We start from the raw sequence: 12,567 nt of genomic DNA, 5'->3' as shown, positions 1-12,567 counted from the left end.
GCGACCTCTCTGTTCCGGCTGGGCGGGCACTATAGGGGGCAGGCATGAGCGATCAACGGCGAACCGTCCAAGACATCCTGATGGAGCGTCTGGAGACGATCCAGGGGATCTCCGAGATCACGGCAGAGCACCTTCGGCTGACCCAGAAACAGAGCGGGATGCAGGTTCTGGACATGGCCGAAGACGACGAGAACCCGGGCGTTGCCCGCGAGATGGGGCGCACCGAGGGCGCGCTGGAAACCTGTGAGGAAAAGATCGACGCGCTCGAGCGGCGTCTGGCCGAGCTGGACGAAGAACTCGAGGCCAAGGTCGAAGGAGGAGAGACATGATCGAGACGAAACCACCCCAGGCGCTCAGCCTGTTCGACCTGATCGGCCGGGAATGGACGCTGTCCGCCCCTGTGCAACAGGTCGGGTTCAACGCCAGCGGCTCTGCCGTGGCCTGCCGTATGGAAGGCGGCGGGCTGGCGCTATTGCCGATGGCCGATGCGGAACATCCCGAAAAGCGGATCCGGATGGAATTCGACACCGGGCGGACAACCATCCGCCCGCGTGAAAATCCGGTGGCTCCGCCCGTCGGGGCCGAGGTGTCGCTGTCAGAGGCGCCGGGGTTTTGCGCGCTGGGCGAACAGGGGTTTGCCGTCGTCGATCAGGCCGGCGCCCTGACGCGGGTGACGGCGCGGGGACAGGTGGTCAAGCTGGCACAGGCTGGCGCCGGGCCGGTCACGGCCCTGTGCGCGGTCCCGAGGCAAGAGGCGATCTGCGTGGCCCGGGGCGGCGCGCTGGCGCTCTTGCGGGCAGAGGATCTTGCGCCCTTGGCGGACTGCGACCTGGGGGAGCCGGTCACGCAACTGGCCGCCTCCGGCGACGGTGTCCTGATCGCTGCGCGATGCGGCGAGCGGATTGTCGTGCTCAAGGCCGAAACGCTGGAGACGCGAGCCGACATCCCCGCGAAAGGCACGCTGGACAGCCTCGCCTGGTCGCCGGACCGCAAGTGGATCGTCGCCGGATGCCGGGAAACATCGCTGGTGGTCGTCAATGTCCTGCGCGGCGAAGCGGACGTGATCGAGGGGTTCCCGGCGCCGGTCGGCTCTGCCGCTTTCAGCGACAAGGCCAACGTGCTGGTGGCCTCTGGCGCCTTCCGCGTGGTCGGCTGGCGCTGTCCAGACTTGCCCTTCGGCAAGTACGAAGGCGACCCGATCCACACCGGAAAGCCGGGTCTGACCCTGGTGGACCGTGTCGCCCCCAACCCGACGCGGGACAGCTGTGCCGTGGGGTATGCCAACGGGTTGGTGACGCTTTGCCCGCTAGGCCAGCCGGATGAGCTGATGCTGGTCGAGGGCAAGGGCGCCTCGGTCACGGCGATGGAGTGGTCCGCCGACGGCCAGCACCTTGCGCTGGGCTTTGCCGATGGCCGCGCGGCCATCCTGACCTTTCCCAAGGTCATGTTCAAGTAACTGACACAAAACGAAAACGGGAGGAAATCATGAAACTCGAACTGTCCAAGGAAGAGCAGAGCAAGGACCGTTATTTCTCGGAGATCGCCAAGATGGCCGAGGAAATGATGGACGAGCATGGCAAGGACTTCGCGATGGGCGCCTTTGTCCTGGCGGCCCGCTGGATTGCCGAGGGCAAGCTCGGCAAGTCCGAGGAAAGCATGCACTGACGCATGCGGCCCCGATCGGGGCTTGGCCTCGCGCCCGTGGGGGCGGGGCCGTGGCTGCCGCACCCGTCGTCATGGCGGCTGACCCGGCAGCCGCGCGGACCCGCCCTAGTGGCGGGTCGCGCCACCGGCCGAAGGGGCGGGGCCGGGTTGTGACAGGCTTTGTATCTGGTTGACGACGATCGCGCTCAGCGGAGCGGCGAGGCCGGCCTGCGGGTCGCTCTCGGGCGGCTCTGTCGCGGCGCGTGTCAGAGCCTCGACCAGGTCCGGCTTGATCAATTGGGCATAGGCACAGAGTTCATGGATCCGGAAGGTCGCGAAATGCAGGCTGTTGTCATTTCCCAGATGGACGCCGGGCTGGCGGTCCGTTCCGGGCATGGCCAGCGCATTGCTGTGAACGGCAGCCCCGAGATTGGCCAGCACGTCCTTGCGCCAGCGCCCGTAATCCGTGTCGGGCGAGTAATCCAGCCCGATTTCATAAAGTTTCTCGGTCAGCGCGCGAAAGGCCCGGCCACCCGCGATGTGGCGGCGCCAGAAGCTGCTGGCCTCCTCGACGGTGCGACAGGCGATGAAACGCGCCGCCAGCTTGCGCCGCACCAGCAGCACCAGCAACATGTCCACGTCTTCCGAGACAGAGCGCGCGATCTGCATCGCGGGCAGCGGCAGATCGGTCAGCGCCAGCATCCTGAGCGCTGTCATCTGTTCGGTCAGCCGCGCGGACAAGGCCGCCAGCCCGTGCCATTGCGCGGGATCGAGGCCCGGCACCCCATGGTCGTATCCACGGCGGGCGGCGGCATGGATCGCTTTCACCCAGATCAGCCCTTGATCGAACAGAAAGACCAGGTCGACCTGCGCGCTGGTCGCGGTGTCGTCGATGCGGGGCAGGGCGCGGAACCCCGGCATCTGCCGGATCGCTCGGCGCCAGGCGTCGTCGAAATCCAGTCCGCGCACCGACCACAGCTGGCGCGTGCGCGCCAGCAACTGCGGAGAGAGGCCGGGATAGGACATCTCGGGCGGGGCCGTGCCCAGGGTGGCGATGTCGCCGAAGGGGAATTTCTGGCTCATGTCCGGTGTTTCGCCGTTGCGGTTAGGACCAGTCTAGGCGCGGGCAGGGCTTTGCGGCCAGAAAAAACCACGGATGCCGTGCAAAAGACGGGGCGGGCATGACCCCGGCGCTGGGACATGTCACGCGGCAGGCGCAGACATTTGTCCTGCATCAGTCGATGGCGCTCTTGCGTTTGACGGCGGCGGAAGTGACTGAGCTTCTGACCCAGGCGGCCGAGGTCAATCCGCACCTGCTGGTGCGCCGGCCAAGGCGGCGCTTTCTTGTCGGTCTTGGCGCCAGTGAGGCGTTGGAGGCAACACTGGCAGACGGCGCGTACAGCCTGATTGCTCATGTACAAACAGAGCTGTCCGACCTCATATCGCGCGGCGGGTTGATGGAGCGGATCATCACCCGGCTGATGGAAGACCTCGAACCCAGCGGATGGATCAATACGGACCTCGGACGGATCGCGCGGGACCTGGGCATTCGTGAAACACTGGTCGAGGCGACGCTGAGGCTGGTGCAGGAACGGGTTTCGCCCACCGGGCTGTTCGCGCGGGATCTGCGCGAGTGCCTGCACCTGCAGCTGGCGGAACGGGGCGAGGTTTCCCCCGAGATGGAGGCGGTCCTTTCGCATCTGGACCTGTTGCAGACCGGCGGTGCGGATGCGCTGGCGGACAAGGTGGGGCTGTCTCCCGGGACCGTGGCCGCATGCCTGGCCCGGATCCGCACCTTGGACCCGAAACCTGGCGCCCGGTTCGATGCCGACCCGGCCCTGACACGCGAACCCGACGCGCGGGTGACGCGCGAGGGCGGGGCCTGGAAGGTCCGGTTCAACCGCGACACCGAACCCTCCGTCGAGATCGCCGCCATCCCGCGCGCCGGGGACAACCCCGATCTGGCCGAGGCGCTGAAACAGGCGCGCAGTCTGAAATTCGCGCTGCACCTGCGCCAGTCCGCGACGCGGCAAGTGGTCGAGGCGCTGATCGCCCGCCAGACCGGCTTTCTGGACAGGGGCGACGCGGCTCTGCGCCCCCTGACACAGGCCGACCTGGCCGAGGCGACCGGTTTTCACACCAGCACGGTCAGCCGGGTGATGAACGGCTACCTGATCGAGACACCGCAGGGGGTGATCCCCGCGCGGACCCTTTGCCCCGGATCGGTTTCCCGGATCGACGGGGCACATTGCAAGGCACAGGTCCAGGCCCGAATCCGGGCGCTTGTCCAGGCCGAAGACCCGGCCAGCCCCCTGTCCGACGGTGATCTTGCCCAGCACCTGCGCCAAGAGGGCATCGCCGTCTCGCGCCGTGTGGCCGCGAAATACCGCCAGGAATGCGGTATCGCCCGTGCTGCGCTGCGGCGTAAATCGGCCTGAAAACACCCATCTTCCCAAGAGCTTGCGCGTCACTCGCCGGAGCGAGTGTAACGCCCTAGTACGGTCGTCCGTAATGTCCAGCGTCCACTGTAACGTCCGGGTGTAACACGACGTGACACTGCGGCGGGCTGACGCAGTTTCCCAGGAAACAGACCTGCGGTGCCGAAGAAAAAATCAAAAAATAAAAAACAGGAAAAGCAGCACCTTGGAGTGATGTTTTGTCTTTTTTGGGCCTGCTGGATCCGGTCTGGAACGCGGCTTGCCTATTGGATTGGCACAACATGACGCCTCGCCCCGTTGGCAGGCGCACAAGAACGAAGGAGTGGAAGCCGCACCGCAGCATTTCCTCGCAGCCGGATACAGGCCGGAGGCGCTGACGGAGACCCGGACTTTCCAACCTTTGCCGTGATCCGTGCCGGGCGCTGTGTCGTCCGGCCAATGAACCGGCGACGCCTGTCGCCTGAAACAGCGGTCGGTCTACCGGCCGCAGAGCTTGAAAGGAGGCTCATGGCATGACTTTGACGTTGAACAAAATCACGTCTCAGCGTGGCATTTCGGTCGGGGAGGCCACCAAGAAGATCTCGGATCTCGGGTGGAACCCCACGTATGTCCAGGAGGCCAACACCTTCCCCACGGACTACAAGATCACCAAGGCCCCGCGTGACCCGATGAAACAGGTCCTGCGTTCCTACTTCCCGATGGAAGAGGAAAAGGACAACCGGGTTTACGGCGCGCTCGACGCCGCCCTGCGCGGCGACATGTTCCGCAACGTGGAACCGCGCTGGATCGAGTGGATGAAGCTCTTCCTAGCCATCATCCCCTTCCCGGAAATTTCGGCCGCGCGTTCGATGGCGATGGTTGCACGGCTGTCGCCGGGCGAAGACCTGCGCACCGGCTTTACCATGCAGATGGTCGATGAATTCCGTCACTCCACGATTCAGATGAACCTGAAGAAGTGGTACATGGAGAACTACATCGACCCGGCGGGCTTCGACATCACAGAAGAAGCCTTTGGCAAGTGCTACGCCACCACCATCGGTCGCCAGTTCGGCGAAGGGTTCATCACCGGCGACACCATGACCGCCGCCTGCATGTACCTGACCGTGGTTGCCGAAACCGCCTTCACCAACACGCTCTTCGTGGCCATGCCGTCGGAAGCCGCCCGTAACGGCGACTACGCGCTGCCCACGGTGTTCCTGTCGGTGCAGTCGGACGAAAGCCGCCACATCGGCAACGGCCACTCTCTGCTGATGGCCGCGCTGAAGGAGCCGGAGAACCACCTGCTGCTGGAGCGCGACCTGCGGTACGCCTTCTGGCAGAACCACGCCATCGTGGACGCCGCCATCGGCACGTTCATCGAGTACGGCACCACCAACCGCGACAAGGAGAAAGAGTCCTACGCGGAGATGTGGCACCGGTGGATCTTTGAAGACTACTACCGGACCTACATGCTGCCGCTCGAAAAGTACGGCGTGAAGGTGCACCACGACGATGTGCAGGAAGCCTGGAAGCGGATCACCGAAAAGAACTACGTTCACAAGGTCGCCCAGTTCTTCGCCGTCGGCTGGCCCGTCAACTTCTGGCGGATCGAAGCCCAGACCGAGAAGGACTTCGAGTGGTTCGAGCACAAGTACCCGGGCTGGTACGCCGAGTTCGGCGAATTCTGGAAGTGGTACGACAAGCTCAGCAAGCCGGGCGAGAAGATTGTCACATTCAACGAGGACGTGGGCTACGTCTATCCGCACCGCTGCTGGTCGTGCCTGGTGCCTTGCCTGATCCGCGAGGACATGGTCGTCGACGAGATCGATGGGCAGCTGCACACCTTCGCCCACGAACTGGACCGCTGGACCGCCGTCGAGGCCTTCTCGGACGAGTACCAGGGCCGGCCGACCCCGGCGATGGGCAAGTTCTCGGGCAAGCGCGAGTGGGAGTCGATGTACGACGGCTGGGACCTGGCCGACGCCATCAAGGACCTCAACTTCGTCCGCGAAGACGGCGAGACGCTGGTGCCGCAGCCGCACCTGCGGTTCGACGACAAGGACATGTGGAAGCTGGAGCACGTCCGCGGCCACACCCTTGCCTCGCCGCTCAACGCCCTGCGCGGCATGAGCCCGGCAGAGCGTGAGGCCCACATCGCGGAATACCGCGCGGGCTTCACCATCAATCCCTGCAACTGACGCAGAAAAACCGGGAAGGCCGTGCGCGGCCTTCCCCACCAGACCCGGCGCCCGCACGGGGCGTGAGAAGGATCAGGGAGAAGAAAAGATGACGGACGTCCACACAGTCCGACTGGAACCGGTTGGCGTGGAATTCGAGGTCGAGGAGAACGAGACTATCCTCGACGCCGCCTTCCGCCAGGGCATTGCCCTGCCGCACGGTTGCAAGGAAGGACAATGTTCGGCCTGCAAATGCGTCCAGCTGGACGGCGAGACCGAGATGCTGAAATACTCGACCTTCGCGCTCAACGACATGGAAAAGGACAGCGGCCACGTCCTGATGTGCCGCACCCTGGCCTGGAGCGACGTCGAGATCGAACTGCTCAACTACGACGAGGAGGTGCTTTCGAAGTCCATCCCGGTCAAGACGTTCACCGGCAAGATCACCGACTTTGAAAAGCTGACCCACGACATCCGTGGCGTCCAGATCGAACTGGATGCGCCTTTGAAATTCTGGGCGGGCCAATATGTCGACATCACGGTCAGGACCGAAGCGGGGGAGGAGATTACACGTTCGTTCTCCATGGCAAATCCGCCGAGCGAAACCCAAAAACTCTCCTTCATCATCAAGAAATACCCCGACGGACGGTTCTCCAACGAACTCGACGACGGAGGAATCAAGGCCGGGGCCGAAGTCTCCGTCGAGGGACCCTACGGGATGTGCTTCCGACGCGAAGAACGGGAAGGACCGGTAGTGCTGGTGGGCGCGGGGTCCGGCATGTCGCCGGTCTGGTCGATCCTGAACGATCACCTGACCAGCGGCGAGGACCGCCCGGTCTACTTCTTCTACGGTGCGCGGTCGCAATCCGACCTGTTCAAACTGGATGAGATCGGCGCCCTGACCGACGCGCATCCCAGTGTCGAATTCATCCCCGTGCTCAGCCACGAGGAAGAGGGCAATGGCTGGGCCGGTGAGCGCGGCTTTGTCCATGAATGCGTCGACCGCCGGCTCAAGGAGCTGGGGATCGACGGCGAGGGCGACGTCTACGCCTGTGGGCCGCCGCCGATGATCGACGCGCTGACGCCGGTCCTGTTCATGCACGACTTCGATACGGACCGCATCTTCTACGACAAGTTCACGCCCACTTCCGGTTCTTCGGGCCACTGATACCGGCCCGAACGCAAGTGACGCGAACGTAAAACCAGACAAGGGAGGCTACTATGGTAGCAACATCAAGCTCGGTGGGATCCGGGGCAGCAGGCGCGGCCGTCTTCGTCGGCTCGAAAAGCCGCAAGTACAACTACTTTGAACCGCGCGGCAAACGGGCGACCCACTACGAGGACGTCACCGTCGACGTCCAGCCCGATCCCGAACGCTACCTGATCCAGAACTGGATCATCGAATTCGAAGGCGGCAAGGGCGGTGGCGCCTACCGCAAGGACAACACCGCGGCGCTGTCGTCGAACTGGCACGCCTTCCGCGCGCCCGACCAGGAATGGGAACGCACCCACTACCAGCGTCAGGCCAAGATCGAGACGATGGTGCAGAGCGTCATCTCGAACGCCCGCAAGGCCGGCGCGCCCGCGGCCTTCGACAAGGTCTGGACCAAGATCCTGCAAAAGCACCTGGGCGCATGGAAGCACGCCGAATTCGGCCTTGGCACCTCGCTCATGCAGGCGCAGCGCTACGGCTACACCCAGATGATCAACAACGCCACGTTGACCAACTCGTCCTACAAGATGCGCCTGACCCAGGACATCACCCTGTACCTGGCCGAGATCGGCATGGACATCGAGGGCTGGGACGACACGCTGGGCAAGCAGGCCTGGCTGGAAGATCCGATCTGGCAGCCTTGCCGCGAGGCGATCGAGACGATCATGGGCTGCGAGGACTACCTCGAACAGTATTTCGCCATCAACATCGTCTTTGAACCGCTGGTGGGCGAGCTGTTCCGCTCGGGCTTCCTGATGCAGGCGGCGGCGGCGAACAACGACTTCATCACGCCCCCGGTGATCTCGGCGGCAGAGGCCGACTACGAGCGCAACCTCGCGAACACGATCGACCTGATCTACCTGCTGGTCAACGACGAACAGCACGCCGCCCACAACAAGGCGCTGTTCCAGTCCTGGCTGAAAAAGCACGGCGACCTGGCCGACAAGGCTGCCGCCGCACTGCAGCCGATCTGGTCGCAGCCGCATTCCAAACCCGTCTCCTTCGAGGATGTGAAGGCCGTCTCGCAGGAGCGCATTGGCCAGATCCTCGGGGAACTCGGCCTCAGCCGCTAATCGCAACACAAGAAGGAAAAGACTGATGTCAAACGTAGCGCGTGACGCGACAAAACAGAACATCTTCAAGTCGATGAAGGACATCGACCTGAGCTCGCGCGAGGTCTCGCACCAGTGCGGCGTCACCATGAACGACAGCGTCGAGGCCCGCGCCATCGCCGAGTTCATGGAAGAGCACGATCCCAATGTCACGATCACCTACAACCCGGCGACCATCCGGATCGACGGCGAAGGCAAGCTGGTCTTCAAGATGAGCGAGATCACGGAGTTTCTGGGCCGCGAGATGACCGCCGAGACTTTCGAGGTCAACACCTCAACCCACTACGGCCGCATGGTCCGGGTCGATGACGACACCGTCATCCTCTTCGGCGACATGAACGAGGTCATGGAATACATCTAAGGGCTTTGCCCTGATCGGGGGCCGGGCGCGGTCCGGCCCCCTGACACCCAGCCAATCCGACAGAATTCCAGGGAGGATCTCATGTACAAGACACCGGACGGCAAGGAAATCTTCGTTCTCGATGGCCACACCCATTTCTGGGACGGCAGCCCCGAGAACCAGGCCAACGTGCATGGCAAGCAGTTCATCGAGTGTTTCTACGCCTATCACACCAACCTCAGCCCGCAGGAAGAGTTGTGGGAAAAGTCGCGGTTCGAGAAGTACTCCGAGGACGACATCTATCGCGACCTCTTTGTTGACGGGCCGAATGATATGGCGGTCATCCAGACCACCGTGCTGAAGGACTTCTACAAGAACGGTTTCGGCTGCCTCGAACGCTCGACCGAGATGGCCAAGCGTCACCCCGAACGGTTCATCGTCAACGGCAGCTTCGACCCGCGCGATGGCGAGAAGGCGCTGGAATACATCCACTGGATGAAGGAAAACTTCGATATCCAGGGCGTAAAGATGTACACGGCAGAATGGAACGGCGACAGCAAGGGCTGGGCGCTGAATGATCCGTCCGCCTACAAGTGCTTCGAGCTGTGCGAGAAGCTGGGCATCAACAACATCCACGTCCACAAGGGCCCGACCATCATCCCGCTGTCCAAGGACGCGTTCAACGTCGATGACGTCGACTATGCGGCCACCGACTTCCAGAACCTGAACTGGATCGTCGAACACTGCGGTTTGCCGCGCTTGGACGATTTCTGCTGGATCGCCGTGCAGGAAACCAACGTCTACGCCGGCCTTGCCGTTGCGCTGCCCTTCATCCATGCCCGCCCGCGCTATTTCGCCGAGGTCATGGCGGAACTGCTGTTCTGGGTCGGCGAGGACAAGATCCTGTTCGGTTCGGACTACGCGATCTGGACGCCCAAGTGGCTGGTCGAGAAGTTCTGGAACTTCCAGATCCCCGACGACATCGCCGAGGAACGCGGCGTGCAGCTGACCGACGAGATCAAGGAAAAGATCCTGGGTCTGAACGCGGCGCGGCTTTACGGCATCGACGTCGAGGCCAAGAAGCGGCAGCTGGCCGGCGCCCCGGTGCAGATCGCGGCGGAGTGAGACCATGCTGACGGACATCATCAAGGCCGACCTCGAGTGCGAGCTCTGGGAAAGCCTTGAGGCGGTGACCGATCCGGAGCTCGACGAACCCATCACCGACATGGGTTTCGTCGAGCGTGCCGAGGTCATCGGCTCCAAGCGCGTCGAGGTCGAGTTTCGCCTGCCGACCTACTGGTGCTCGCCCAACTTTGCCTTCCTCATGGCCTTTGGCATCCGCGCAGAGGTCTGCGCGCTGCCCTGGGTGCAGGAGGTGCAGGTCACGCTGAACGACCATTGTTTTGGCGACGAGGTCAACGAAGGCGTGAACAGCGGCAAGCCGTTCGAAGAGGTCTTTGCGCAATACTGCGACGGGGCCAACCTGGCCGAGGTGGTCGACACTTTCCGCGCCAAGGCCTTTGACCGGCGGCAGGAAGTCATGCTGCTGGCGCTGCAGGCCCAGGGAATGACCGAGGCGGAGATCGTCTCGCTGACGCTGGCTGGCTTCGACCGGATCACCATGCACGGTGAAGAGGAAGAGCGGCAGAAGCCGCGTTATCGTGACCTGCTGCTTGACCAGGGATTGGCGGAAAACCCGGAGGATCTGGCTTTTCCGACCTGGGAAGGGCAGGCCATCGAGGCGCAGGAACTGGCGACGCATCTGGTGCGGCTGAAAGGCACGCGGATCAACATGGAATTCAACGGCGCGTTGTGCCGTGGACTGGCATCGACCCGGTACAAGGAGGTCGAGATCGGCCCCGAGGGACCGACGCTGGTGGATTTCATCGCGGGCCGCGTACCGCCGCGAGAGGATCACGCCACCCGGCGCTGACCAACTGAAGAACCAAGAGAAATCAGGGAGACGCCCACGGACCCCCGTGCGGCGAAGGAGGAAGACATGGCCAAATTGCTTGTACACGGAAAATTCGCCCGCAAGGCGCTGGCACGCGGTGTCGCACGGTTGGCGGCGGCGGTGGAACCGACATTGGGACCCAAGGGCCTGAACGCGATGGTGGATCGCCCCGTGGGCACCCCGCTGATCACCCGTGACGGCGTGTCGATCGCGTCGGAGATCGAGCTGACCGACCGTTTCGAGAACATGGGCGCGCAAGTGGTGCGCGAGGTCTCGATGCAGACAAACGAGGTTGCCGGTGACGGCACCACCACCGCCATCGTGCTGGCCAACGCGCTGATCCAGAAGGGCGTTGCGCTGACGGACAACGGCGTCAAGCCGGTCGATCTGTGCAAGGGCATCGACATGGCGGTCAGCCGCATCGTGGCAGAGATCGACGAGACCTCGCGCGATTGCGAGGACCACCCCGAGTACCTGGAGGCCGTGGCGCGCGTGTCCGCCACCGATCCCGAGCTTGGCAACCTGGTGGCCGAAGCCTGGCGCCGCGTGGGCCGCGAAGGTGTCATCTCGGCCGATTTCGGCGTCACCATCGACACCACGATGGAAGTCATGGAAGGCATGTCCTTCGAGCGCGGCTACATCTCGCACCACATGGTCACCGACCGTGAGCACATGGAGGCGGTGCTGCGCAACCCGCTGATCCTGATGACGGATCAGAAGATCCTGCAGCCTTCGGTGCTGGACAAGGCAATCGAGATCGCCGAGGGCGAAGGCCGCCCGCTGGCCATCATCGCCGAGGAGATCGCGCCCGAGGTGGTCATCCGCCTGCTGGAAAACGGCGGCGCGGGCAAGTTCCTGATCGTGCACCCGCCGGAATACGGCCACTGGCGCACCGCCATGATGGACGACCTGGCCATCATCACCGGCGGCGAGGTGCTGTCGCGCGACCTGGGCAAGAAGCTGGAGAACGTGACCCTGGCGCAGCTGGGCGGCGCAGAGATGGTGCGCTCGACCTCCTCGTCGACCAGCGTTCTGCGCGGCGAAGGCGATCACGACGCCGTTGTCGCCCGCCGCAACCAGGTGCAGCGCATGTACGAGGTGGCCCCGCCCAACATCGAGCAGGACAAGCTGCGCGAGCGGCTGGCCAAGCTCTCGGGCGGCAGCGCGATCATCTACGCGGGCGGCTTCACCCCGGTCGAGCAGAAACGCAAGATCCAGCTGATCGAGGACGCGCTCTGTGCCGTGCGCGCGGCGGCCGAGGACGGCGTTGTCGCCGGGGGCGGCACGGCTCTGGCGCAGGCGGCGCCGGTTCTGGAGAACCTCTCGGCCATCGGGGACATCGGCAAGGGGATCGAACTGGTCCGATCCGTCCTGACGCAGCCCGTTCGGCGCATCGCGGCGAACGCGGGGGCCGATCCCGAAACCGTGGCCGATACGGTGACCGGCGGCGCGAAGGGCCACGGCTACAACGCGGCCACCGGAGCCTTCGGCGACATGTACGAAGACGGGATCATCGACCCTGCGCGCGTGCCGGCCTCGGCGTTGGTTAACGCCGCCTCCGTCGCGACCCTGATCCTGACCACCGAGACCCTGGTGGGCGATCTGGACGAAGGCGAGGCCGACCCGACCGAGGGCCCGGCCCTGGGCGGCGGTGCCGAACTGCTGGGCCGTCCCTAACCCCGTCACGCGGCGCGTCGGGCCGGACCCGCC

At 64.1% G+C, this 12,567-nt stretch carries 12 protein-coding genes; 11 read left to right on the top strand and 1 reads right to left on the bottom strand.

Features of this window, described 5'->3' with window-relative positions; translation table 11 throughout:
• Positions 1-44 precede the first annotated feature (44 nt).
• Genes G9Q80_RS04245 through G9Q80_RS04235 form a run of 3 tightly spaced genes read left to right on the top strand, consistent with a single transcriptional unit; the run spans position 45 to position 1,665 of the window.
• Positions 45-329, top strand: coding sequence for a hypothetical protein (locus tag G9Q80_RS04245; RefSeq protein ID WP_133065726.1), 285 nt, complete (start codon positions 45-47; stop codon positions 327-329).
• Entirely contained in the window at positions 326-1,456 is a 1,131-nt protein-coding gene (locus tag G9Q80_RS04240) for a WD40 repeat domain-containing protein (RefSeq protein ID WP_088716575.1), read from the top strand. The genes G9Q80_RS04245 and G9Q80_RS04240 overlap by 4 nt, the downstream gene beginning before the upstream one ends.
• Positions 1,457-1,485: 29 nt before the next feature.
• Positions 1,486-1,665, top strand: a complete 180-nt coding sequence (locus G9Q80_RS04235; RefSeq protein WP_043145837.1) for a hypothetical protein — start codon at positions 1,486-1,488, stop codon at positions 1,663-1,665.
• A 105-nt stretch (positions 1,666-1,770) separates the two neighbouring features.
• On the opposite strand, the gene G9Q80_RS04230 is transcribed toward G9Q80_RS04235, so the two are convergent.
• The gene (locus G9Q80_RS04230) at positions 1,771-2,727 is read right to left on the bottom strand and encodes a hypothetical protein (protein ID WP_088716576.1); all 957 of its coding nucleotides are present in this window, start codon (positions 2,725-2,727) and stop codon (positions 1,771-1,773) included.
• Positions 2,728-2,825: 98 nt separating this feature from the next.
• On the opposite strand from G9Q80_RS04230, the gene G9Q80_RS04225 reads away from it, so the two are divergent.
• From G9Q80_RS04225 to G9Q80_RS04190, 8 genes are all read left to right on the top strand, one after another.
• Positions 2,826-4,082 (top strand): RNA polymerase factor sigma-54, encoded by a 1,257-nt coding sequence (locus G9Q80_RS04225; RefSeq protein ID WP_088716577.1) that lies wholly within the window; start codon positions 2,826-2,828, stop codon positions 4,080-4,082.
• Between the two features lie 512 nt (positions 4,083-4,594).
• Entirely contained in the window at positions 4,595-6,259 is a 1,665-nt protein-coding gene (locus G9Q80_RS04220; protein WP_069210252.1) for an aromatic/alkene/methane monooxygenase hydroxylase/oxygenase subunit alpha, read from the top strand.
• 88 nt (positions 6,260-6,347) lie between these two features.
• The gene (locus tag G9Q80_RS04215) at positions 6,348-7,406 is read left to right on the top strand and encodes an NADH:ubiquinone reductase (Na(+)-transporting) subunit F (protein WP_043145827.1); all 1,059 of its coding nucleotides are present in this window, start codon (positions 6,348-6,350) and stop codon (positions 7,404-7,406) included.
• Positions 7,407-7,459: 53 nt separating this feature from the next.
• The gene (locus G9Q80_RS04210; RefSeq protein WP_043145825.1) at positions 7,460-8,524 is read left to right on the top strand and encodes an aromatic/alkene monooxygenase hydroxylase subunit beta; all 1,065 of its coding nucleotides are present in this window, start codon (positions 7,460-7,462) and stop codon (positions 8,522-8,524) included.
• A gap of 25 nt (positions 8,525-8,549) precedes the next feature.
• Complete coding sequence (locus G9Q80_RS04205; protein WP_043145824.1) at positions 8,550-8,924, top strand: MmoB/DmpM family protein; 375 nt, start codon at positions 8,550-8,552, stop codon at positions 8,922-8,924.
• Between the two features lie 81 nt (positions 8,925-9,005).
• Positions 9,006-10,028, top strand: a complete 1,023-nt coding sequence (locus tag G9Q80_RS04200; protein ID WP_088716578.1) for an amidohydrolase family protein — start codon at positions 9,006-9,008, stop codon at positions 10,026-10,028.
• A 4-nt stretch (positions 10,029-10,032) separates the two neighbouring features.
• On the top strand, positions 10,033-10,836 hold the full coding sequence (locus G9Q80_RS04195; protein ID WP_052244809.1) for an iron-sulfur cluster assembly protein: 804 nt from the start codon (positions 10,033-10,035) through the stop codon (positions 10,834-10,836).
• Positions 10,837-10,902: 66 nt separating this feature from the next.
• On the top strand, positions 10,903-12,534 hold the full coding sequence (locus G9Q80_RS04190) for a molecular chaperone GroEL (protein WP_043145820.1): 1,632 nt from the start codon (positions 10,903-10,905) through the stop codon (positions 12,532-12,534).
• The last annotated feature ends 33 nt before the right edge of the window (positions 12,535-12,567 follow it).

It is taken from the genome of Mameliella sp. LZ-28 (assembly GCF_012274245.1).
Classification (GTDB): Bacteria; Pseudomonadota; Alphaproteobacteria; order Rhodobacterales; family Rhodobacteraceae; genus Antarctobacter; species Antarctobacter albus.
This window is presented reverse-complemented; position numbering and strand designations above follow the sequence as displayed.

Bases quoted from the DNA above. Each gene is read 5' to 3' on its own strand.
- G9Q80_RS04245 (WP_133065726.1), top strand. From the start codon at position 45: ATGAGCGATCAACGGCGAACCGTCCAAGACATCCTGATGGAGCGTCTG.
- G9Q80_RS04240 (WP_088716575.1), top strand. From the start codon at position 326: ATGATCGAGACGAAACCACCCCAGGCGCTCAGCCTGTTCGACCTGATC.
- G9Q80_RS04235 (WP_043145837.1), top strand. From the start codon at position 1,486: ATGAAACTCGAACTGTCCAAGGAAGAGCAGAGCAAGGACCGTTATTTC.
- G9Q80_RS04230 (WP_088716576.1), bottom strand. From the start codon at position 2,727: ATGAGCCAGAAATTCCCCTTCGGCGACATCGCCACCCTGGGCACGGCC.
- G9Q80_RS04225 (WP_088716577.1), top strand. From the start codon at position 2,826: ATGACCCCGGCGCTGGGACATGTCACGCGGCAGGCGCAGACATTTGTC.
- G9Q80_RS04220 (WP_069210252.1), top strand. From the start codon at position 4,595: ATGACTTTGACGTTGAACAAAATCACGTCTCAGCGTGGCATTTCGGTC.
- G9Q80_RS04215 (WP_043145827.1), top strand. From the start codon at position 6,348: ATGACGGACGTCCACACAGTCCGACTGGAACCGGTTGGCGTGGAATTC.
- G9Q80_RS04210 (WP_043145825.1), top strand. From the start codon at position 7,460: ATGGTAGCAACATCAAGCTCGGTGGGATCCGGGGCAGCAGGCGCGGCC.
- G9Q80_RS04205 (WP_043145824.1), top strand. From the start codon at position 8,550: ATGTCAAACGTAGCGCGTGACGCGACAAAACAGAACATCTTCAAGTCG.
- G9Q80_RS04200 (WP_088716578.1), top strand. From the start codon at position 9,006: ATGTACAAGACACCGGACGGCAAGGAAATCTTCGTTCTCGATGGCCAC.
- G9Q80_RS04195 (WP_052244809.1), top strand. From the start codon at position 10,033: ATGCTGACGGACATCATCAAGGCCGACCTCGAGTGCGAGCTCTGGGAA.
- G9Q80_RS04190 (WP_043145820.1), top strand. From the start codon at position 10,903: ATGGCCAAATTGCTTGTACACGGAAAATTCGCCCGCAAGGCGCTGGCA.